This window comes from Calditerrivibrio sp., from assembly GCA_026415135.1.
Lineage (GTDB): Bacteria > Chrysiogenota > Deferribacteres > Deferribacterales > Calditerrivibrionaceae > Calditerrivibrio.
In genome coordinates, this window is record JAOAHS010000024.1 from 1 (window position 1) to 24,247 (window position 24,247).

Sequence of the window (24,247 nt, forward strand, 5' to 3'; positions counted from 1 at the left end):
ACCATGAAATATGATCCTGAAGCCGTCTTATAATCTTTTTCAAAAGGCATAACCTCAAGTAATGGTCTGACAGAGTTACCATAGTCCCTCGAATACCCAGTCACCAAACAATCTGCTTCACCATTTAATACCATCATTGCACCAAAATAGTTGGTTACCTTTGTAAGCAAACGATAAGCTTCCACCTCAGTAACACCTTTTCTTTGCCTTAGTTTAAAAAGATCTTTAGCATATTTATCCAATAGATCAGATTTTTCTGGATTTATAATCTCAATACCTTCCAGATTTATATTTAACCTATCAGCCATCTCTGTGATCTTGACTTCATTACCCAACAAAATAGGTTTACCAAAACCTTCATCCAAGACCTTAACAGCAGCTCTAATAATCTTTTCATACTCACCTTCTGGGAACACAATCTTTTTTGGAGTAAATCTAGCCCTCTGAATGATCTGCCTTGTAAACTCTCTGGCAACAGAGAGCCTTGCCTCCAACTGATCTTTATACTTATCCCAATCTGTGATAACAACCCTTGCTACGCCACTTTCTATAGCAGCTTTTGCTACTGCTGGTGCTACGGTGGTAAGTGCTCTTGGATCAAAGGGTTTGGGTATCAAATAGTCCCTTCCGAATTCCAATTTTTTTACACCATAGGCTCTACATACAGATTCAGGAACATCTTGTTTGGCAAGCTCTGCTAAAGCATAAACAGCAGCCATCTTCATCTCTTCTGTTATCTGCCTTGCTCTAACATCCAGTGCACCTCTAAAAATAAATGGGAAACCAAGAACATTATTTACCTGATTTGGGTAATCTGATCTACCGGTAGCAACTATAGCATCACCTCTCACCTCATAGACCTCCTCAGGTGTAATCTCCGGATCAGGGTTTGCCATAGCCATTATGATAGGATCCCTAGCCATCGATTTGACCATATTTTTTGTGACAGCTCCTTTAACGGATAATCCCAAAAACACATCAGCGCCATCCATGGCTTCTTCAAGGGTCCTTTTATCAGTCTCCGCTGCAAAAAATTCTTTGTATTTGTTCATCCCCTCTACCCTACCTTTATAAATTACCCCTTTTGTATCACATAGTATGATGTTTTCTTTCTTTACTCCGGCTCTTATAATCAGATGTCCAGTGGCAATAGCGGATGCACCTGCACCGTTTATAACAACTTTTATTTGATCGATCTTTTTATGTACTAATTCTAAGGCGTTAATCAAAGCCGCTGTTGCAATAATTGCAGTTCCGTGCTGGTCATCATGAAACACAGGTATATTTAGCCTCTTTTTTAACTCCTCTTCTATATAAAAACAATCAGGTGCCTTAATATCTTCAAGATTTATCCCTCCAAAAGTTGGTTCCAACAGTTCACATGCTTTTATGATATCATCGGGATTTTTAGAGTTTAACTCGATATCAAAAACATCCACATCAGCAAATCTTTTAAAAAGAACACCTTTACCCTCCATTACTGGTTTACCAGCAAGGGCACCAATATCACCCAAACCCAAAACAGCAGTTCCATTTGAAACTACGGCTACGAGATTACCTTTAGCAGTGTACTCGTATGCCAGATCTGGATTTTGCTCTATTTCTAAGCATGGATATGCTACTCCTGGTGAATAAGCCAAAGAAAGATCCCTCTGGGTAAGAGTAGGCTTAGTTGGAACCACCTCTATTTTCCCTTTTCTACCAGTAGAATGATACAATAAAGCTTCTTCCTTAGTAAGCTTTTTTACACCCATATTCAAACCTCCATTTTTGTAGTATAATCTATTATATAGGGATATTATATTAAAGTTAACAAAATGTAAAGGAAAAAATCTTTGCTGATTAAAAAAATTTTAAAGAGAGATTCTTATGAATGAAGCTGAAAGTATTATAGAAAAAATCGATATAACTTATCTTAAACCAGACTTTACAAAAGATAAGGTTGCACTTTACGAAGATCTTTTTAGGAAATATAATTTTGCATCATTATGTATTCCTATAAATTATTTGTTTGATGTAAAAGCAAAACTTGAAAATAAAAATAAGAAACTATGCACTGTAATAGGTTTTCCTTTTGGTTACGAATGTATCGAAACAAAGAAAAAACAAATAATTGATGCTCTTGATCAAGGGGTAGATGAACTTGATATTGTTTTCAATATAGCTAAATTTTTAGATAATGATTATTTGTATATTAAAAATGAACTTGAATCGTTATTAAGTTTAACTAAAGATAAAACAACAAAGATAATAGTCGAAACTTACTATATAAGAGATATTAAATTGTTAAAAGCTGTAGAGTTAATCGCAGAAGCAAATGCAGATTTCGTAAAGACTTCAACAGGGTTCGCTCCAGAAGGAGCAAGGATAGAAGATATAGTATTGATTAAAAAAAATTTTGATGGTATAATTAAAATAAAAGCATCAGGAGGTATCAAAACATACGAAATGGCTAAAAGGTTTATAGAAGCTGGTGCTGACAGATTAGGCATGAGTGATGTTTCGGATATAATATCCAGGGTATGAATGAATTTGATAAGCTCTTAAAGAACTTCAAAAGCTATTTAAAATATGATCTTTCGTTATCAGAAAATTCTATTATAGCCTACCTTAAAGATGCAGAAAATTTTTTATCATATAAAGGCACCTATAAAGTAAGTAATGATGACATAATCTCTTTCATGACTTTTCTTAGAAGATCTGGATTATCAATAGAATCGATACTTAGAAAAATGTCCGGCCTATCAACTTTTTTTGACTTTTTAATCACAGAAAAGCTATTTGATAAAAACCCTGTTGAAAATATCAATAAGCCTAAAAAATGGGAAAAGCTACCTCACTTTCTTAATTTTGAAGAAGTAGAAGCCCTGTTAAATGCACCTGACAAAAGTTCTCCAATAGGATTTAGGGATTGCATGATATTAAAGACATTCTATTCTACCGGAGCTAGGGTTAGTGAACTTGTTAATATAAAGATATCTGATATAGACTTAAGAAGAGGTATTGTGTCTATTGTGGGAAAAGGATCTAAGCAAAGATTTTTACCCATTTATGAGTCCCTTCAAGAGGAGTTAAAATGCTATTTAGAAGTTAGACTTCAGTATTTTGTAAAAAATAGTGATAACGGCTACCTTTTTCTAAACAAAAACGGAACAAAATTGACAAGGGTTTTTTGTTGGATGCTTATAAAAAAGTATTGTCAAAAAGCTGGAATATCCAAAGATATATCCCCTCATACCCTAAGACACTCTTTTGCAACTCATCTTTTAACCAATGGGGCAGATTTAAGAACTATCCAACTTTTACTTGGACATTCAGATATTTCCACAACTGAAATATACACACACATAACAGACAACAAAGCAAGAAATATCTTAGAACAGTTTCATCCAAGATTTAAAAAAAGATTATGAAGATAGTGATAACCCATCATAATCCAGATTTTGACGCCTTTGCCAGTGCTTATGCAGCCCTTAAATACCACAACTGCGATAAAATATTCATCAGTAATACAGTAGAAAGCAATTTGGCAAAGTACTTGGAAGATTTAGATTTTGGGATACCATATGCAAGGGTATCAGAAAAAAACATACTTGATTTCTCAGAAGATATCGAATTATTAGTGATTACCGATTGCAAAATGAGAAGTAGATTGAAGTATCTTGCAAATCTTATTGATAAATCAAAAAAAGTTATAATATATGATCACCACCATACTGATAACATCGATATTACGGCTAATGAGTTGAACTTAGAAAAGATTGGTGCAACAACTTCTATAATTATTAGGAAGCTAAAAGATGCTAAAATTCCATTTACAAAGGATGAAGCTACACTGCTAATGATGGGGATCTATGAGGATACCGGATTTTTAACATTTAACACAACCACTCCAATGGATCTTATATGTGCTGCATACCTGCTCGAAAGAGGCGCAAATCTAAATTTTGTATCAGAATATGTAAAAAGAGAACTTAGTAAAGAACAGGTACTAATACTCAACGAACTTATAATTAACACTACAATATTGATGATTGATAAACTTTTTATTGGGATCACCTATGCTAATACCGATGAGTTTATGGGTGATATAGCTTTTCTAACTCATAAATTAATGGAGATGGAAAACTTTGATGCTCTTTTTGTTTTAGTAAGGGCAGGTGATAGAATTGTATTGGTTGGAAGAAGTAGAGCTGATAAGGTTGATGTCTCAAGAATTTTATACTATTTTGGTGGTGGAGGTCATCCTACTGCAGGTAGTGCCATTATAAAAGATATAACCCTTAATGAAGCCATACCTAAACTAAAAAATCTATTAAACGAACAGATTAACCCAATAAAGTTTGCCAAAGATCTTATGACTTCACCAGTAAAGTATGTTCACACTGGTCAAAAGATGTCTGATGCTTTAGAACTTTTTATGAAATACAATCTCAATATAATGCCTGTGGTTAAAGATAACAAAACATTAGGGTTAATTTTACGAAGAGATATACTCCATGCCATAAAACATGAACTACATGAAGAACCTGTTGACTCAGTGATGCAGATTGAGTTTGAAGTAGCTTCTCCCAATACATCAGTGGAAGAGATAAAGGATATCATGTTATTGAAAAACCAAAAGATGGTGCCGATTGAAGAAAACGGTAAATTGGTGGGGGTTGTGACCCGAACAGATTTATTGAGATTGATGAAAGAAGAGATGATAAAGATGCCCCGTTTTGTTAATGAAAAAGCTGAAATTGCAGGTTTTTTTAAAACCAGAAATGTAAGTGAGCTTTTAAAAGATAGGCTACCAGAGGTATACTTCAATATTTTAAATGAGATAGGGATCATCGCAGACGAGTTAGGTTTAAATGCCTATGTTGTGGGAGGGTTCGTAAGGGATCTACTTATGAAAAATGAAAATTTCGATATAGATATCGTAGTGGAAATAAATGCCATACACCTTGCTAAGGAGTTTGCCAAAAAGAAAAATGGTAGAGTCTCTGTTCATGAAAAATTCAAAACTGCTGTTGTTATTCTACCCGACAAAATACGAATAGATTTTGCAACCGCAAGAACCGAATATTATAACATGCCAGCTTCTGCACCGGAAATAGAGATATCTTCAATTAAAAATGATCTGTTTAGAAGGGATTTTACCATAAATGCTATGGCAATAAAGATAAATCATAAATCTTTTGGTACACTTCTTGATTTTTATGGTGGACAAAGGGATATTATCGATAAAAAGATACGAGTACTTCACAATTTGAGCTTTATCGACGATCCTTCAAGGGGATTAAGGGCGATAAGATTTGCCGTCAGATATGGTTTTGAGATAGGTCCCCACACTAATAAACTTTTAAAACATGCTGTTCATTTGAAACTTTTTGATAAAATAATTGGTAGCAGATTCTTCCTAGAAACTAAATATATCCTTAGTGAAGACAACTACTTAGACGGTGTGAAAATGTTGAATAATTATGGAATTATGAAATTTTATATAGAAAAATTTAAGTTAGATGACTTAAAGATACAAACCTTTGAAAACTTTGAAAAATACTATATTTGGTATTCTGTTCAATGCCAAAAATCTATAGAGCCCTACCTTGTGAGATTACTAATACTTTTCTCAGATCTCAAACTTTCAGAGTTTGAAAAGATATGTGATAGGTTTGATATGCCAAAAGACTTTAAAAAAGAGATTTGTAACGGTTTTTCCAGAAGCAAGTATATTGCAAATAAAATTAAGAAATCATCAAACCTAAAAAAATCAGACCTGTATCATTTACTTGACGGTTTAAAAGATGAATATATTTTATTTATGGCATCTGTGTTAGGTGATGAATATGAACATCATATTAGAGATTATTTAACTGAGATTAGAAACATAAGGCTTGAGATAAATGGTAATGATCTGATAAACATAGGACTCAAACCATCTAAAAAGTTCCAAGAGATATTTAAAAGATTGACAATTATGAAGCTTGATGGAATAATAAAAAGTAAAGAAGATGAACTAAAGTTTGCCAAGCAAATTTACGAGGAAAAATAAAATGGTAACAAAGAAAATTTACGTTGATGAGTCTATAATACCCCAAATTACAGGGCCGGGAGATGAGTATATCAGAAAGATTATGTCAAAAATGGGGGTTGAAATTTTTATTAGGAGTGATGAAGTTGCTGTAACTGGTGATACAGACAAAACCAAAAAAACAATAGATCTTTTGCTTCAGATTAAAGATATGGCCTTAGCAAAAGCTATCACAATATCTGACATTGAACATGCCATCAATATGGCAGATGCAGATGATACATCTGTTATAAAAGAAGTTTTAACTGAGAAAATAAAAGTTTCTGGTAGAGCCAAAGAAGTTACTGCAAAAACGAAAAACCAAAAAAAATACATAGAATCCATAAGACAGAACGATATTGTTTTTGGTATTGGCCCTGCAGGTACTGGTAAAACTTATCTCGCAGTTGCCATGGCAGTTAATTATTATATTACAAAAAAAGTAAATAGGATTATATTAACAAGACCCGCTGTGGAAGCAGGTGAAAAATTAGGCTTTCTACCCGGTGATATTGCTGATAAGATTAATCCTTATTTGAGGCCACTTTACGATGCTCTTTACTACATGTTGGATTTTGAAAGGGTATCAGCTTTAATAGAAAAAGGGGTAATAGAACTTGCACCCCTTGCCTTTATGAGGGGTAGGACGCTTGATGATGCATTCATAATTCTGGATGAAGCCCAAAATACCACTATGGAACAGATGAAGATGTTTTTAACAAGGTTAGGATTTAATTCAAAGGCAGTTATCACAGGGGATATCACCCAAATAGATCTGCCCCAGGAAAAAAAATCTGGTCTTGTTTTGGTTAAAGATGTGCTAAAAAATATTAAAGGCATAGATTTCGTTGAATTTACAAAGGTAGATGTGGTGAGAAACCCGATAGTACAGAAAATTATAAAAGCTTATGAAATATATGAAAATAAACCGTAGAATGGATTAAAGATGGATATTGTAATATTTATAGACAACGAAAAAAATTATTCTTATGATGAAGATATGTTTCACGATATTGCATACACTATTTTGAAGGATGAAAAAATAAATTACCCTTACAATACAGCTGAAATATCACTTGTCCTAACAGATGATAGCGAGATCCAAGAAATAAATAGACTCTATAGAAAAATGGACAAACCCACTGATGTGTTATCTTTCCCAATAAATGAATCAAAAAAACTAAGCTCTCAAATTTTAGGTGACATAGTGATCTCTATGGACAAAGTTAAAAGTCAGGCAATAGAAAATGATTGTACAGAAAAAGAGGAGCTTGCGTTCCTTTTTATTCATGGGCTTTTGCACCTATTGGGTTATGACCATGAGGTGAGCGAAAAGGATGAAGAGGAGATGTTTGAACTTCAAGACTACTTCTTCGATAAATATTTTTCATAAAAATATTATAGAATTTCTTGAAAAATATGTTAATATTTAATCAAGGAGGAAGTTAATAGAACCGCATAGTATGAAGTCTAAAAGCTGGTGGAGGTCCCTGGGCTATGCCATCGAAGGGGTTTTATACGCCACCAAGACAGAAAAAAATCTAAAAATTCATATATCTATATCAATAGCCATACTATTTTTAGCTTTGTTCTTCAATCTAAAATTTTTGGAATATATCATACTTACCATCACTATATCATTAGTTATTGCAGCCGAGTTATTTAACACTGCCCTTGAATATTTAGTGGATGCTTTAATCAAAGAAAAATCTGATCTTGCAAAAAGGGTCAAGGATGTTAGTGCTGGGGCAGTATTGATTACAGCTTTTGGAGCAGTATTTGTTGGATATTTTGTGCTTTTCGAGAGAATTAAAAGTGCTTTAAGCTTTAACCTACAAAAACTACCTAACCTTCCACATCACATAGCGGTAGTTTCCCTTGTAATAACTGTTGCTTTAGTGGTTGTAATAAAATCTATATTAGGTAGAGGGGAACCATTACATGGTGGTATGCCTTCGGGACATGCAGCGGTATCCTTTTCAATACTTATTTCGATAATTTATCTAACGAAAGATGTAGCAGTGTCCCTTCTGGTATTTTTACTATGTGTATTGGTTGCTGAATCAAGAGTCAGATTAAAAGTACATAGTACAGCAGAAGTAATCATTGGTGGCATATTGGGAGCTGGTGTAACTTTTGCTATATTTAAAATTATATTGTGAGGTGAAAAAAAGTGGACGTAGGCTCGGGTTATTTTATAGCAATATTCTTGTGTTTACTACTATCTGCATACTTTTCTGCTAGTGAAACTGCCCTAACCTCATTAAGCGAACTTAAAGCAAAACACATGATACAGGAGATGGGGGAAAGGGGTAAAATTTTAGAGTTGTGGCTTTTACATCCTAATAAAGTTCTGTACACCCTTTTAATTGGTAATAATATAGTAAATATATTGAGTTCAGTATTAGCAGCTGATGTAGCTTACAAGATATTTAAAGATAGCTCCATTGCTATTGTTACAGGAATAATGACAGTTTTGATAATATTTTTTGGAGAAATATTCCCCAAAACCTATGCAAAACATAACGCTGAAAAATTCAGCATCTTTACTATGTATATTCTTAAAATATTTTTTTGGCTCTTTTACCCCTTTTCCTGGACGTTAAACAAGGTTGTTAAGGCACTCATAAAATTATTTGGTGGTAAAGTGGAAAATGAAGGACCTAAAATAACCGAAGACGAGTTAGAATTTCTAATCTCTATAGGTGAAAAAGAAGGTGTCTTGGAAAATCAGAAAAAAGAGATGCTTCATAATATATTTGAAATAAGTGAAACGTCGGTGAAAGAGATTATGGTACCTTTGAATGATGTTACAATGATTGAACTTTCAACACCCATTGATGAAATAATAAACGTAATAGCCAAAACCGAATACTCCAGAATACCTGTATATGAAGACAACACTGACAATGTAATAGGTATATTGTATTCAAAAGACATCATAAAATACGTGAACAAGGGCTTAGACAAGATCAATATTAAAAATATTCTTAAAAAACCCTATTTTGTTCCATCAACTAAAAGAATAGATGATCTACTCAGGGAGTTTCAGATAAATAGGATACACCTTGCTCTGGTAGTAGATGAGTATGGGAGCATAGATGGACTTATCACACTGGAAGATATTCTGGAAGAAATAGTTGGTGAAATCCGGGATGAATACGACAAAGAGGAAGAAGAAGATATAAAACAGATAGGGGAAGGTCAGTATATTATAAAGGGAAGGCTAAATATAGACGATTTCTGTGAGTATTTTAGTATTCAAAAAACAGAAGATATGGAACAGTATGAAACCATTAGTGGGCTAATATACGATCTGGCTGATAAAATACCTGAAGTTGGAGAAGAATATGTTTATGATGGCTATAAATATATCGTTGTAGAAAAGGATGGTCGAAAGATACAAAAGATAAAAATGATAAAAATTGAACCAAAACAGGACTGATAAAGGAGTTTGTTAGTTGAGTTTTAAAACCGGTTTTGTTGCTATAATTGGAAGACCAAATGTAGGTAAATCTACATTGTTAAACGCCATCTTAGGGGAAAAAATCACTATAACTTCAAACAAACCAAATACTACAAGAACCCAAATAAAAGGTATCTATAACTCAGAAGATTGCCAGATAATATTCATAGATACCCCAGGAATACATAATGCCCGGGATCAGATCAACAAGCTAATGGTAGAAAAGGCTATAGAAGCCATCGCTATGGTAGATGTTATCTACTTTTTAGTAGAACCAGGTGAAATAAGAGGACCTGAATATAACAAGATACTGGAAATTATAAAAAAAGAAACTGCAAAAAAGATTTTGATAATAACCAAAATAGATATTTTCGATAAAAAGAAGGTTTATGAAACAGCTAAAAAAGTCTTTGATGATCATCAATTTGATCTCGTATTACCAATATCATCGGTTAAAAAAATAAACATCGATCTATTAATCGAAGAGACAAAAAAACTACTTCCCGAAGGTGACCCCCTCTACCCTACCGACGAGTTGGTTGACGCCGGTGAAAGATTTATAATTGCAGAGTTTATAAGGGAACAGGTTTTTGAAATACTTAAAGATGAAGTCCCTTATGATTCTTTTGTTGAATGCGAAATGGTAGAGGATAGATCTGATAATCTACTTTTCATAGCTGCAAGCATATTTGTAAAACGTGAGTCCCAAAAAGCAATCATTATTGGTAAAAGGGGATCAACGATAAAAAAGATAGGTCAAAACGCCAGAAAAACACTAGAAAATTTTTTTGGTGTTAAGATATATCTTGATCTTTTTGTAAAAGTTAAAGAAGATTGGCAAGCAAGGGATGAGTTTTTAAAACAACAAGGTTTACTCTGATTTCTTTAAATTCCCTCTAAAAATAGATGTGAAAATGCCTATAAAGGCAAGTATAGATACCACAATAAAGTTATAATTCATAACTTGAAGGTATATGTATGGATTATCGATTATCCTTTTGTCACCTAAGAAAATAGAAATAAAAAATGTAGCCATTCCCATGCTAAACATCTGTCCCAAAAGTCTCATTGTACCCATCATGGCAGAAGCAGTTCCATACATATTTTTTTCCACAGAACTCATAATAGCATTGGCATTGGGAGATGAAAAAAAAGCAAAGCCAAGCCCTAAAAACATTAATACCAACAAAATATATAATACATGGGTTCTAAAACTTAACAAGGAAAAAAGAAAAAGTGCCAAAGAAGTTATTACCATTCCTAAGGATGCTAACAAACCAGGATTTATCTTATCTGATAATTTTCCAGCTATCGGGGAAACTGTAGCCATAACAACAGGTTGAAATAGTAATATTAACCCTGCTTCAGTAGATGATACCCCTTTTATGTATTGCAAGTAAAGGCTCAACAAAAAAGTTACAGAAAATGTTGCAGAATAATTAATCAACGCAGAAATATTAGATAAAAAGAATGTTTTGTTCTTTAAGAACAGATCTATGTTTAAAACTGGGTTGCTATGACCCCTTTCGTAAAATAAAAATATAACCAATACTACTAATCCAGCTATGAGGAACATTTTTCCAATTATATCTGTTATCATACTTAGACCTGACATAACCATGAAAATAGCAATTCCATAAAGTATGGAACCTATTAAATCGAAACTATTTTCATTGTTAAAGATCCATTCAATATCTACTCTTCTATCAATTAAATATAAAAGGTATACACCCAACGGCACAATGATTAAAAAGATCATTCTCCAACTCAATATTTGGGAGATATACCCACCAAAAAAAGGTCCAACAGACAACCCTATATAAACCGATGAAACAGTAAAACCTAAAACCTTCCCTCTTTCATCAGGGGGGAAAACGGCTGTTAATATCGCAGTAGCTGTACTAAAGATCATAGCCCCACCAATACCTTGTAACATTCTAAAAAGTATAAGCATAGAGCTATTAATAGCCACCGAAGACAGTAATGAAAAAAAAGTAAAGATCATGATCCCATACTTGAAGACCCTTTTTCTACCTTTTATATCTGCCAATTTACCTGATGGCAGGAGAAACATTGCAGTTGTTAAAAGATAAGAGGCAGCTATCCAGCTTAAAATAATACTATTACAGTGTAGCTCTTTTGCAATAGATGGTAAAGCAACATTTACCGCAGAAATCATAAATGGTGTCATAAAGGAACTAACAATAGAAAGTTTAAGTACTGAAGATTGCAGATCAGAACCACAGTCTTTCATATTCATAAAATAATTGTATATCAATTATTATCGGAAGGCAATAAGTGAAATAATTAAGCATAAAATATTTAAAAAAATATTTACTTTTGTCAGAAAATGTATTATAAAATCACCCCGTTGTCCCCGTAGCTCAGCAGGATAGAGCAACAGATTCCTAATCTGTAGGTCGCACGTTCGAATCGTGTCGGGGACGTTTTTTATTGACCTGTAAACTCCAACATTGGTACTCTTTTTATAAAACTCATCTCATAGGCATATCTGTAAAATAGTAATAGCCCTTCTATATGCTTGTTGGTGAGGTTATAATCTATTATCTCCCAATAATCTATTATCTGATATGCACTAAGCCCTTCAAAAATATATTTCTCTATAAGGACAGAAAGATTTTCTTTTGAAAGATTTTTAATTAAAAGAAGGTCGTTTATAAATTGGTACGCATTATTCACCTTTTCTTTTCTCAACAACCAAAGGGCATATACAAAAGGGTATCCTGTAAATCTATACCATATTTCTCCGAGATCATACAGATATTTAAATCTGTTGTTATAGTAGCTAAATAGTGCCTTATCCCCAATATACATAAACGCATCTGCTGCTTTTTCCTCATTTGTAAAATTCACACCAATATTATAAAATTTATTAAGAATTATCTTCAATAAGATAACACTTGTGCCTGATTCTTCTGTCACAAAGACAGTTTTTCCATTTAATGATGTTAACTCATGATCGGTTAACAACAAGACACTTTTAACTTTTCCCACGGAACTGATGGATATGTCCGGAATAACTAAAAAACTATCAGGATTTTTTGCATATACAATACTGCTTAACACAGATGTATCAAGACAACCCTCCAACATCATCTTGTTCAAATAGGAAGGAACACCTTTTATAAAATGATAATCAGGTTTGTTTAATTTCTTTAGATAATGAAAAATAGGGTAAACGTTTGCGTATTGAATCTCCCCTATTGTAAGCATGATCACACCAAAATAAATTTAAATCCAATACCTATAAGTACCAAAGCTCCTGCCATCTCAGCAAATCTACCAGTAAACTTTTTACTTATCTTCCCGAAATATACACCGACAACAGTTGCAATACCACAGACAACACCTATAATAGATGCAGGTAACAATATGTTACCATTATACAATGCTAACGAAACCCCTACACCTAAAGCATCCATACTTGTCGCCAGAGAAAGTATTACAAGGGATAAACCCTTTGTGGGATCTGCAAGGGAACATCTCTCCTCCTCCTTTTTTAGTGCCTCCTTTATCATATGATAAGCTATATAAAAAAGGATGATTGCAGCAATTAAATCCAGATGGTTTGTCCATTTCATTACAACTTTCCCTATAAAGGCTCCAATAACCGGCATCAAAAATTGAAATAGCCCAAAGTGCCAACCAAGTCTAAAGTAATGTCTTGGTGTATGAAAGCTACAGCCAATACCAAAAGCAACACTAAAAGCATCTGCACTCATAGCAAAGGCTATTAGAAATATTTCAAAAATAGATAACATCTCTATTTCTTTTTGCCCAATTCAATAGATCTTTTTGTGGCCGTTTCTACAGCATTTATTAGCGTAGTCCTTAACCCACCTTGTTCTAATGTATGTATCCCAGCGATTGCAGTTCCACCTGGAGAAGTAACCATATCTTTTAAAGTACCTGGATGCATTTTAGTTTCGATCTGTAATTTTGCTGCACCCAAAACTGTTTGGGCAGCCAACTTCATGGCAATATCTCTTGATAACCCCACCTTCACACCTGCATCACTTAAAGCTTCTATTATCATAAAGATATAAGCTGGACCACTACCAGACAAACCTGTAACAGCATCCATCTGATATTCATCCACAATCACAGAAATTCCAACAGCAGAAAAGATCTCCTGCGCTATCTTTAAATCATCCTCAGTAGCATATTCTCCTGCAGCTATACCAGTAGCTCCTTCCAATACAAGTGCAGGAGTATTTGGCATCGTTCTTATAAACCTTACTTTTTTACCAAGCATCTCTTCTACATATTCCGAGGATATCCCAGCTGCTATGGATATAAGTAGCTTATTATCATTTATCCTATCTGATATCTCTTTTAGAACTTTTCCCATGATCTGAGGTTTGACAGCAAGTATTACTATATCAGAATCATCCACCAACTTTTTGTTGTTTTTGTAGATTATATTTATCCCATATTCATTGCTCAAACTTTCCAATTTCTCCATATCCACATCACTGGCATAGATATTTTCAGCTGGGATCATTTCAGATTTAAGGAGCCCTTTAATCAGTGCTGTTGCCATATTACCTGAACCTATAAAACCTATCTTTTTATTTTTTAGCATCACCTGCCTCCAACCATTTATATATCTTTTCAAACACGATGTCTCGATCTCTATTTAAAAAATTGGATAAGATATGTTTTACTGACGGGTTATCGATTAGATAGAGCTCTTTACTTCCATGATAGATATTATAAAATTTTAAGGCTCCATTGTAATCCACTACATCATCATATTTAGACTGTACAATAAAAATAGGCGTATTTAATAACTTAACATTATCCCAAGTGTAGTCTATGAGGTATTTAAGATTTACCATCCCTTTAACTGATCTCTCATTGTAATAAAACTCTTTAAGGTTTGTTGTGTCTGAGTATTCTTTGTCTATACTGTTAACAAAATATTGAACAATCGGAACTAAATTAAATCTCTCATCCAGAATCTTAAATGCAGGTGAAAGCAATACGAGACCATCCACTTTATTATAATATGCAATATTTAGTCCCAACAATGCACCTGTTGATTGCCCGACAATAAAAACCTTGTCACAGACATTTTTAAGTGTGTAATATCCGTATTTCAAAGAATCGTACCAATCTCTATAGGATAATTTATTAAGATGCTCAGATTTAGATCCATGACCAACAATCCTGGCATTGTACACATGATATCCTTTCTTGTTTAAATATTCAGCAAGCTCCTGCATTTCAAAAGGTGAAGCTGTGAAGCCGTGTATTAAAAGTATTCCTGTTTTGTTGATACCTTTGAGATATTTAGGATGATTTTTCTCGTTTGTGACACCTTCTGAAATCGACCTTTTAAAATCAATGGATATCAACTCATCTATTCTTACATTTGACAGTTCAGGGTATCTTTCCAATTTATATGGTGGTTTTTTATTCATTATAATTACCGCAAAAATTATTATCAAAAAGAATACCCATGGTATTAAAAACCATTTTAAAATAGCCTTTTTGTTACTCATCTAATGGCAATAATCTTTCTTGAATTTTTCAATATTAAGACATTTTAAATCTGATTCCAGCAAAAATTTTAAAAAAGATGAAAATCTTTTGTATGTTTCCTCACTTATCACATGTTCTACTCTACATGCATCTTCTTCAGCTTTTTGTGGATCCAAATTTAATACATTTATAAAAAAATCTTTTATTATATTATGCTTTTCTAACACTGCTGTAGCAATTTCGATCCCTTTACTTGTAAGTTTAACTTCTTTATAGGGGGCATATACTACTAAGTCTTTTTCAGATAGTATTTTTAATGCACTTGTAACCGCCGGCTTTTTGACATTAAGCTTTTCTGCAATATCTGTTACCCTTGCTGTTCCTCCATTGCCCTGGAGTATTAGTATCATCTCAAGGTAATCCTCGAGACTCTTTGTTAATTCATCCATCTAAAAATCTCCAATATTTTTTAGTATTGAGATACTACAAAAACATGATTTTATCAAATAATTTTTTCTTTTATTCCCTCTTCAAGCTCCTGAAAAAAAATATCTTTACATGACTCATACTTCGGTGCAAAGTGAAAAAATTTTACAAATTTAGAACCAGATTGCCAAAAGATCTCTTTGGCTAGAGGGATTGTAAGATGATTCTTATCTATTGCATGTATAATATCACTTTTCATAAACATCGACTCTATCAAAAGGATATAGCTTTTTTCTGCAAATTTTATTGCTCTCTTAAAGTTTTCATAGTTAGGCGCTATGTCTGTAATAAAGGTGATGTCTTGAGGTTCTGAGTACATAACAAGTTTTTCTTCCAAAAACTTTATTGAAAAAATCTTTTCATCAATCCTAATCTCCCCTTCCCTCTCACCCTTTAATAACTTATCTTTCAATTGGGTCAACCATGGTCCAGCTTTAAGCCCCATCTCTTCCAAAACCCCTTTCTTAATGTTTACATGAATAGGCTCTTTAATACGATAACCAACAGAGATAGTTTTATGATCAAAGAATTCATATTCAAACTCAAATCTATCACTTAATAGCTCCTTATTGCTGACATTTTCATAAAAGACTGGGTTAAAGCCATCCGAAGCAGAGAAAAGAGCTTTTTTAATACCATCAGGAGAGAGTTCATAAGCCTCAAGGACTAAAGGATAACTTTTTATAAGATTCCAAGTATAAGAAGCAAGCTTACCCATAACATTTTTAATAAAATTAGGGGGACCGTAGAATCTGATAGGTTTTTCTGACCTTAATGTACTTCTTAATATTCTATCAAATCCGTAAAAATGGTCTATATGGGTATGGGATATGAAAATATCCCTCACATCGAGCATCTCACTATTCGTCAACTCCCCTAATCTGCCACAATCAAAAAGGATTGCATCCTTTTTATAAATATTTCTAACAAAAAATGCTGTATCGTCAAATGGAGAATTAACTCTTTTTATTATATAATTATGCTTCATTTCTGATTTTTTGCTTTAATTTTTCCACAATAATCTGAATATTATCCTCCAGATCACCAATTGTTTCTATCTCTATATCTGCTCCAATATCCTGAAACTCTTTTTTCTGTTTTTCATAAATCTCAGGTCGACCATCTGAAGCAGAGTCTTTTTCAAATCTTTTTTTCATCCTTTCATACACTATATTCTCTGGAGCAAAACATTTCACCTTGAAATACTGACCTCCATAAGATCTGGAAAAGATTTCTAAAAATTCTTTTTTTGCAAAACTTGCATCCACTACTATCATTCTAGAGATGTTCACAGCATCTTTAGCAAGCTCCCCCATATTTTTGTAGACCTTAAAAGACATCTCCTTTGAATATAAACCTTGATTGTAATCGTCTAATACTCTTTCATAGGGTTCAATACCAGCTAATCTTTTCCTTAAAATATCACTATTAACATATTTAGAAGCAAATCTATCTGAAAAAAATTTACTATTTTTGCTCTTACCTGAAGCAATCGTACCATAGAAAATTATAGCTTTGGTTTCAAACATATTTAAGGCATAAGAGAGAGATAGGTTTGACATTTTCTTTACTTCATTTAACTTATCTGTATAAAACTCCCAGGATTCGTCTTTATCATCAAGCATAAAGCAACCTACCTTAAATCTGACATAAGCTCTATAGCACTTATAAAAATTGATAAGTTTTTTAGTATTATTATCATCATAAACTGTTAAAAAACCCTTTAATAAAGCATCAGATATATCTATTCTACCATCATAATCAGTTTCCATACATAAAAAAACAAAATCTGAAACCACATCATTGTACCTAAACCTTTTATTAAACTCAATACAATCGATCAACCCTATTTTGTCTCCATCAAAATAAACATGCTCAGTCCTTAGATCTCCATGTCCGTCTATAATAAATCCTTCTTTTAACCTTTTTTCAAAAAGTTCTCTATTTTCTTCTAAAAATCTTATCGTACTTTGCTTGATAAAATCGTAATCTGATCTGCTAATATATTTGTCGATATATTTTTCAGTTTGTTCAAAGTTTTCCAGGCAGTTTTTCTTTATAATCTCATAGGAGCCGTTTTCCCCTGCTGCTTGACTGTTGGTATTGATATTTTTAAAAAGTAAAGCAATCTGTTTACCAATATCAAAGGCTAATTCTTCGCTTATCTCATTGTTCTTTAATCTTGTTGAGAAAAAATTTTTGTTATCTATCCTCTTCATCTTTAATACATAATCCACCGTAGGTAACGTACTAGTAATAGGAACAAGATCGAAGGATTTGTTCTTTCTAACAATTTTTAAAAGATCCAGATAAATACCTTTGGAAAATCTCTCATTCAATTCCTTTTCCAGATAACAATAGCTTCTTCTATACTGGGCAAGGGTAAAATCTAAAAATCCAAAGTTTACAGCCTTTTTAAGCTTGTATACAAAATCATCTTTCACAAAGACATATGAGATATGCGTCTCTATTATTTTGTCTGGTTTAATAATATCTTTTAGTATCAGTGCATTAGGACTTAACTCACTCATCTGTTTCCTCAAACATTAGTTATTGGGATAATCTTCTTAAAACCTTCTAAAATATTATCTCTATGCTTTGTATACTTATTTTTAAACTCTTTTAACATATCATTATAATTTTTATCAATATCTATTTTTTCAAAAACAGCGATAAAATCCTTGATTTCCTTATCTAAAAATTCCTCATCCTCTTGGGTAATATAATCCAGCATTTTAACTCCAACTCCCAATTGATTTTTCTTTATGTCACCCCTTATAAATGCAGCACCGGCTGTCATACCACTACAGATATAATACCCTATAGGATTTTTCAAATCAGCTATATTTAAAACAATACCAATGCCTCCCTGAGCATATTCCATAAAGTAATCCCCCAACCCTTTTTCAGCGCAAAGACCATATATAGCAACGGGTGGCATCCTTTTCTTGATCTTTTCTTCAAATGTTTTTATAAATCTTACCCAACCCATACTTTTCATCTTTGATATCCTTTTTTGATACTTAATCCTAAGATCATTGAGAATCTCCTCATCTTTCATCTCTAAATATTTTTCATAATCTATATTTTTCCATTCATCTGGTAAGCCAGCTTTCATCAATAGAAGATTCCTCTCACCACCACTTTTGGCCACCCTGAACTTACCACTGACAGAATAAGCTGCAAAAAGATCTCCCACTGAGCCTGCAATATTAATCTCCGAAGGATTGGAAGTATTAGCAACCCCAACCTGAGCATTGGCTGGAATCGTTGTCTTTAAAGAGTGATTGGGTAAAACGGTAATCTTTGTCCCATTCACAAATGCAAAGGAATGATTACCCACAAGACCTTTTACAATGATCTCCTCACACTTCACACCTGTACCTATTATTCGTTGCCCCACCACATTTTCTAATATAAACCTTTTTACCCCTTTTGATGCAGCTTCTTTCATGAGGGTATTTAAGCCTATACTGTCTATCTGATCTACTCCTACATCTATTGTAAGGGTATCACCGTTTATATTTTCTAATGTCTTATTAAAAAATTTTATGTTATCTTGCTTGATCTGAACAAGAGACTTGAATAGCTTGTGATTTGCCTCCCCTAATTTAACATGGGGGACCTGCTTTTCTATTTCCATCCTACCAAATGTTTCAAATAAAAGAGGATCACTACCATGATATCTAAATCTTCTTGAACCTACCACATCCGAATGAGTGCTCATCCCAAGTCCAGCAGCAAACCCTTCCATATCTTTAATGAAGCTTTTTACCATACTCACTATATATTCACTACCTACCTCTGGATCAATTCTTTCACCATATTTTCTCGATGTTATCCCCCACGCACATTGACCTGTGTGACAACGTTGACAAAGGGTACATCCAAGTGGGTGGAGAGTCCTCATACCCATCCCCACAAAATCTGCACCTGCCATGAGCACTAAAAACGCTTGAAAACTATCCAAAACGCCACCTTCTGCAATCAACGAAACATATTCCCTCAACCCTTCCTTTCTGAGTGCTAAATCTGCCATATGGGTGAGATAAACAACATTTAGACCTCTATTTTGAAGATCAACCAGATGTGCTGCACCGGTGGAACCATCTCCAGCCTTTATTGTAATGTAATCAAAGCCTGCCTTGGCAAGGGCAACAACTATCTCAGGAAAATTCCAAGCTGTTCCATAAACATCAGCACCTATAAGTTTTTCATCACCCAAAAGGGCCCTAAGGGACTCTACCCTCATTGGAAGTTCTTCGATAGAATACTGCAAATGTTGGGGATTAGGTGCTGTAAGATTTCTCAATGCTTCCACACATCGCAAAAGAGCTATCTCAAGGTCATTTTTTTTGGCCTGTAGTCTCCCTCCTTTTCCTTTTTTTGCATCTTGACCATATTTCATCGATACCCCTGCAAATTTATCAAGTTCAACCCAAGGCCCATACCCACCGGAACCAAATTGAATTATGCAATGCTTTGCTGCTGCCATCATATCTGGATGGATATAACCTTCTCCAGTAAAGAAAGGTCTACCCAATTTTATGGAAGCCATTAATCTTGCCAAAAATGCCTCATGACTATTAGAACCATAGCTCATATGGCAGTCAAATATTGGAGAATGGCAAAGATACCTTGCTGTTTTCTTACCCAAAAAAATATTATCTAAGTTACCAGCATACTCATGTAAGTGATCTCTTTGTGGAGATAATATCTCTGCAGCATCTATAAGCCAATCTTCACTAAGTTTGGATGGTGATCCACCCAAATGGGCACTACTCAAGGTTGATTGCCCTTCAGCCCTAATAAGACAGTTGTTAATAACTTCAACATTAGTTAGTTTTACACCTATATCATGATAATCGGGATTTTTATAAACTTTGATAGCTCTTTGGGGACACATTTTAACACAACGTTTACAATTACAACACTCATCTGGATTGATCCACAATATTTTTTCAATAAGGGATATTTCATCATCATTATCTTTAGATACTCTGAAGCCATCTTTATCGTAATAAACTACCTCCATCCTAAAAACACCAAACCCAGCTTCAGGATTTGAAATATTATGGGTACATGCCTCCACACAAGTAGCACAATGGACACAACCCCTACCAGGCTCCTCCTGCTCATCGGTCACTTTTACCCAATACTTTGCTCCTTTTGCATAGATACCTGTTTGGGTTGGTTCGGTATATTTTATAGTTCTTTTTATAGTAATCTCACACTTTTCTTTTGTCATATCTAACCTCTCAATGAAGCCTTTTTATACTTTTGTTATCTATCTTAAAGCCTAAGACCTTTCCAGCATCTGGGTCGTAGAGATTGTCAAGTTCCTCTTCCATAAAATAAGCTGCGGAAACAATAGCCCTCTGTTCACTACCCATCAAAACAATTCTATCATTATATCCAACACTAAAAGATCTCAAATGATCCCTATCTGTAAACCCCAACAGATAGTCCCCCACCAATACTATCGCTGTTGCCGGACCACTTATATTCATTCTCCTTAAGATAGGGTTTTTCATTATCTTATCATATCTTTCTCTATCTTCTTTAGGCATATTTTCAACCTCTTGGGGAAATCTTCTTGCAATAATCCATTCGATGTCATTAACTGAAAATCCGTTTCTTAGTAGATAGTCTACCTCTCTAAAAATAGCTTCTGAATCGGTACCAACATGTAGATGGATACCCAATTGCTCAAGGGCTATGGCATTGGATTTGTCACTGGAAAGGTGTCCATTGTGAATACCTGCTATCTCACCTAATGATATGGGCTGTGGCCCCCACCATAAGCCTCTGCCAGAACTGGTAGGCCATCTAAGGTGAATTAAACAAGCTTCGTAATAGTGGTTTTCATATTGGAGAAGATCATATATTTTAATTGTATCATGAAGCTCAAATGCTGTAAGGAATGTCCCATTCTCTTTTGAGCTTGAGAATATTCTGGCATCCTCCATGAAAGTTTTATTGAACCTAGAAACGTTCTTTAAGATAAATTCGTAATCATCCCTTATCCTTTCCCTATACATCATCTCTTCAACAGAAGGTGGAGTAACAAAATATCTTTTAATTATTGGCAGATCATATTCATAATAGTATCTTTTCGGTATCATATCATGTTCTTCGATGATATGGACTCCCCAGCTTTCAATTACTGACTCTAACTCCTTGACCTTCGAATGACTTCTATACATTATATGGAATACGTAAAAATGATTACCTTTATACAACCCTTTTAAGGTAACGCCGGCTCCAGTTCTACCTCTATATTGCAAACATCTTGCACTTTTCAATAGCGCACTAAGTTTAAATTCACCTGCAGCAGCCAAAAGACCACATGCTCCGAAAGGTAAACCCTCTTCACCACCACAAAAATCTCTAACAGATAACTCTATGTTATTCATAAAGACTCCTTATCGAATTTTTCATACTGGATACCGATGAGATCTTTAAGGTTTGAATCTTCAGAAACCACTGACAATGCAGATCTTGGACAGGCTTCCACACTTTTAAATGTGGAGCCACTCAGTTTTTTAACATCAAACTTATAAAAATAAACGTCAACAGCTTTATCCCATTGTTTGCTCAACTTAACAATTGAACCATCACTATAAAAATAGCACCAATCACACTGTACACAGATACCACAATAAAAACATCTCGAAGCAAAATAAACTGCCGTATCTTCATCCATAGTAGAAATTATTTCATCAAAACCTTTCACCCGCTCTTTTGCTGATAACTTTTCCTCTACATACCTAAATCTTTTTTGAAAATATTTTGTATTTAGATCGTTGTAAAAAGCTATATTTTTTTCGTGAAGATGTTTTACATCTTCCCCTAAAAACTCCCTAACAGCCAAAACCGTTCTCTGAGCAGAACCAACCGCCCTTACAACCATCCCCACTAGTTCGGAACTACCCATTGCAGCATCACCAGAGATAAATATTTTGTTTCTATCTCTTTCTGGTATATCGTGACAACTTAATTTGGGGAATTCATTTACAAAACGGTCCCCCACAAACTCAAGATCAGGTTTATCCCCTACAGCTAATATTATCTTATCAAAATAGAAATCTTTTGTTTTACCTTTTATGGGAATGGGTCTGGATCTACCCGTTTCATCAACCGGACCCAATTTCATAACCTGACAGATAAGCTTGAGCTTGTTATTCTCCTTTTCTATTTTGATAGGTTGCATCAAAAATTCAAATTTAATGCCCTCTTCCTCACATTCCTTTACTTCACCGGGATGGGCTGTCATCTCTGAAACTGTTCTTCGGTATACTATTGTACTTTTTAAACCTAACCTTACTCCAGATCTTGCCACATCAAAAGCTGTATATCCTCCCCCAATAACCCCAATACTTTCACCCTTCATCACCCCCAAGGTCCCAATATCACCTGTGTTTACCTCCCTTAAAAATTCAATACCATTTATCACCCCATCTAAGGTTTCTCCTGGTATATTCATAATTCCCGGTTTTTGTGCACCAGTTGCCACTATAACTGCATCATACTCTTCGGAGAGATTTAAAAAACTATTTCTATCGATGTTTCTGTTCAGATATATATTCACACCTGTTTCTTTAATATAATCCAGTTCTTTTTGGAAAATATTTTTAGGATATCTATAAGCAGGTATCCCTTCAGAAAGCATTCCACCAGCTACTGCATGTCTTTCAAATATGTCTATTCTGTAACCCTCCTTAGCTAAGAAGTACCCACAGCTAAGTCCAGCAGGTCCTGATCCTATGATTGCAACCTGTTTACCGTTCGGGCTTTTAATATTTTTAGGTTTTAGCCCTTTTGAATACCCCCAATCAGCAACAAACCTTTCAAGAGATTTTATATCCACTGGATAGTCAAATTTAGCCCTATTACATGCCTTCTCACAAGGATGGTCACAAAATCGACCACAACCAGCTGAAAAAGGGTTTGTCTCCTTTAATATATAAAAAGCCTCCTCAAATCTTTTCAAGGAAACAAGATAAAGAAATCGTGGAATATCGTTTTTAGCAGGACATCCGTTGTTACCCAAATGGTCTTTTGAATAGCAGGGACTTAATTTATTGATATAGATTGGATATAATCTTTTCAAAATAACCTCCTTAATGCTCTATTTTTGTAAATCTTAACAGAAAAAGCTAAAAAAACAATAAAAAATATGGAAACTATTACAAATTAAGCTTTCTTATCAAATAAATTGAGATCATTTTTAATCAACTTAAACTTTTCAGCAATATCTTTTTTCCCCCTTTCTTTAACCATATCTTGTTGGATATCCCCTTTTATGATGGATAGATGTTCTATTACATTCCTGTTCAGTTCTTCCATTTTACCAGCTAAGAGCTCTTTTGTAATTACTTGATTGGATGTTATGATGGTGATAAGTTGATCAAAAAAGTTGTCATAGATAGGGATAAGTTCCTCGATTATCTCTATAGAGTTTGTATTTATGATTTTGGTCGCAACATCACTGAGTTGTTTTAAAATGATCTCTGCTTCCTTTTCCATGCCCCGGTATTACAACTATTATGCGTAAAGGTCAATGAGATTTTTTTGAGCTACAGGTTTTGGTACAGACTGTATCAATCTCAAGAGATTGTCACCATCTTGCTTTTGTAGGTCAAGAGCCTTTTTTGCCACATTTATTCCATACGCATACTGATACTGAGACATTTTAAAGTTACTGATCTGCTCAATATTCATAAAAC

The 24,247-nt window shown here is 34.0% G+C and carries 22 protein-coding genes, 1 tRNA gene and 1 pseudogene; 9 read left to right on the forward strand and 15 right to left on the reverse strand.

Translation table 11 applies throughout. The annotated features are described in order from the left end of the window. The coding region (locus N3C60_03880; protein ID MCX8084042.1) for a phosphate acyltransferase at positions 1–416 on the reverse strand (416 nt) is incomplete at its 3' end. Between the two features lie 105 nt (positions 417–521). Next, positions 522–1,754 (reverse strand): annotated as a pseudogene (locus N3C60_03885) (NADP-dependent malic enzyme). Between the two features lie 115 nt (positions 1,755–1,869). On the opposite strand from N3C60_03885, the gene deoC reads away from it, so the two are divergent. From deoC to era, 8 genes are all read left to right on the forward strand, one after another. Continuing rightward, positions 1,870–2,526 carry a deoxyribose-phosphate aldolase gene (gene deoC, locus N3C60_03890; protein ID MCX8084043.1) on the forward strand — a complete coding sequence of 219 codons (657 nt, stop codon included), beginning with the start codon at positions 1,870–1,872 and terminating at the stop codon, positions 2,524–2,526. Further along, positions 2,523–3,413: a tyrosine recombinase gene (locus N3C60_03895; GenBank protein ID MCX8084044.1), complete on the forward strand. Its 891-nt coding sequence runs from the start codon at positions 2,523–2,525 to the stop codon at positions 3,411–3,413. Before deoC ends, N3C60_03895 begins: the two co-directional genes overlap by 4 nt. Next, a complete protein-coding gene (locus tag N3C60_03900; protein ID MCX8084045.1) occupies positions 3,410–6,040 on the forward strand; it encodes a CBS domain-containing protein in 2,631 nt (876 codons plus the stop codon). Before N3C60_03895 ends, N3C60_03900 begins: the two co-directional genes overlap by 4 nt. Before the next feature lies 1 nt (position 6,041). Continuing rightward, a complete protein-coding gene (locus tag N3C60_03905) occupies positions 6,042–6,992 on the forward strand; it encodes a PhoH family protein (protein ID MCX8084046.1) in 951 nt (316 codons plus the stop codon). Positions 6,993–7,004: 12 nt separating this feature from the next. Next, positions 7,005–7,451 carry an rRNA maturation RNase YbeY gene (ybeY, locus tag N3C60_03910; protein ID MCX8084047.1) on the forward strand — a complete coding sequence of 149 codons (447 nt, stop codon included), beginning with the start codon at positions 7,005–7,007 and terminating at the stop codon, positions 7,449–7,451. Between the two features lie 70 nt (positions 7,452–7,521). Next, positions 7,522–8,220, forward strand: a complete 699-nt coding sequence (locus tag N3C60_03915; GenBank protein MCX8084048.1) for a diacylglycerol kinase — start codon at positions 7,522–7,524, stop codon at positions 8,218–8,220. Between the two features lie 11 nt (positions 8,221–8,231). Next, the gene (locus tag N3C60_03920; GenBank protein MCX8084049.1) at positions 8,232–9,503 is read left to right on the forward strand and encodes a hemolysin family protein; all 1,272 of its coding nucleotides are present in this window, start codon (positions 8,232–8,234) and stop codon (positions 9,501–9,503) included. A gap of 16 nt (positions 9,504–9,519) precedes the next feature. Continuing rightward, complete coding sequence (era, locus tag N3C60_03925) at positions 9,520–10,404, forward strand: GTPase Era (protein MCX8084050.1); 885 nt, start codon at positions 9,520–9,522, stop codon at positions 10,402–10,404. Here era and N3C60_03930 read toward each other — a convergent pair. Next, positions 10,396–11,784: an MFS transporter gene (locus tag N3C60_03930; protein ID MCX8084051.1), complete on the reverse strand. Its 1,389-nt coding sequence runs from the start codon at positions 11,782–11,784 to the stop codon at positions 10,396–10,398. The genes era and N3C60_03930 overlap by 9 nt on opposite strands. Before the next feature lie 113 nt (positions 11,785–11,897). On the opposite strand from N3C60_03930, the gene N3C60_03935 reads away from it, so the two are divergent. Further along, positions 11,898–11,971 (forward strand) — tRNA-Arg (locus N3C60_03935). Positions 11,972–11,975: 4 nt separating this feature from the next. Here N3C60_03935 and N3C60_03940 read toward each other — a convergent pair. The 12 genes from N3C60_03940 to N3C60_03995 form a co-directional block, all read right to left on the reverse strand. Next, positions 11,976–12,758, reverse strand: a complete 783-nt coding sequence (locus N3C60_03940; GenBank protein MCX8084052.1) for a menaquinone biosynthesis protein — start codon at positions 12,756–12,758, stop codon at positions 11,976–11,978. A gap of 2 nt (positions 12,759–12,760) precedes the next feature. After that, the gene (locus N3C60_03945) at positions 12,761–13,306 is read right to left on the reverse strand and encodes a manganese efflux pump MntP family protein (GenBank protein ID MCX8084053.1); all 546 of its coding nucleotides are present in this window, start codon (positions 13,304–13,306) and stop codon (positions 12,761–12,763) included. A 2-nt stretch (positions 13,307–13,308) separates the two neighbouring features. Beyond that, positions 13,309–14,130, reverse strand: coding sequence for a pyrroline-5-carboxylate reductase (proC, locus tag N3C60_03950; protein MCX8084054.1), 822 nt, complete (start codon positions 14,128–14,130; stop codon positions 13,309–13,311). Beyond that, positions 14,117–15,052, reverse strand: a complete 936-nt coding sequence (locus tag N3C60_03955) for an alpha/beta fold hydrolase (GenBank protein ID MCX8084055.1) — start codon at positions 15,050–15,052, stop codon at positions 14,117–14,119. The genes proC and N3C60_03955 overlap by 14 nt, the downstream gene beginning before the upstream one ends. Beyond that, the gene (locus tag N3C60_03960) at positions 15,053–15,481 is read right to left on the reverse strand and encodes a metal-dependent transcriptional regulator (protein MCX8084056.1); all 429 of its coding nucleotides are present in this window, start codon (positions 15,479–15,481) and stop codon (positions 15,053–15,055) included. It abuts the gene before it with no gap. Between the two features lie 53 nt (positions 15,482–15,534). After that, entirely contained in the window at positions 15,535–16,506 is a 972-nt protein-coding gene (locus tag N3C60_03965) for a ribonuclease Z (GenBank protein ID MCX8084057.1), read from the reverse strand. Then, positions 16,496–18,049, reverse strand: a complete 1,554-nt coding sequence (locus tag N3C60_03970; GenBank protein MCX8084058.1) for an AAA family ATPase — start codon at positions 18,047–18,049, stop codon at positions 16,496–16,498. Before N3C60_03970 ends, N3C60_03965 begins: the two co-directional genes overlap by 11 nt. Before the next feature lie 8 nt (positions 18,050–18,057). After that, entirely contained in the window at positions 18,058–20,766 is a 2,709-nt protein-coding gene (locus N3C60_03975; protein ID MCX8084059.1) for a glutamate synthase-related protein, read from the reverse strand. 10 nt (positions 20,767–20,776) lie between these two features. After that, complete coding sequence (locus tag N3C60_03980) at positions 20,777–21,934, reverse strand: hypothetical protein (GenBank protein ID MCX8084060.1); 1,158 nt, start codon at positions 21,932–21,934, stop codon at positions 20,777–20,779. Further along, positions 21,931–23,631: an FAD-dependent oxidoreductase gene (locus N3C60_03985; protein ID MCX8084061.1), complete on the reverse strand. Its 1,701-nt coding sequence runs from the start codon at positions 23,629–23,631 to the stop codon at positions 21,931–21,933. Before N3C60_03985 ends, N3C60_03980 begins: the two co-directional genes overlap by 4 nt. 83 nt (positions 23,632–23,714) lie before the next feature. Continuing rightward, positions 23,715–24,047: a hypothetical protein gene (locus tag N3C60_03990; GenBank protein MCX8084062.1), complete on the reverse strand. Its 333-nt coding sequence runs from the start codon at positions 24,045–24,047 to the stop codon at positions 23,715–23,717. Between the two features lie 18 nt (positions 24,048–24,065). After that, a complete protein-coding gene (locus N3C60_03995) occupies positions 24,066–24,242 on the reverse strand; it encodes a putative motility protein (protein MCX8084063.1) in 177 nt (58 codons plus the stop codon). Positions 24,243–24,247: the final 5 nt, after the last annotated feature.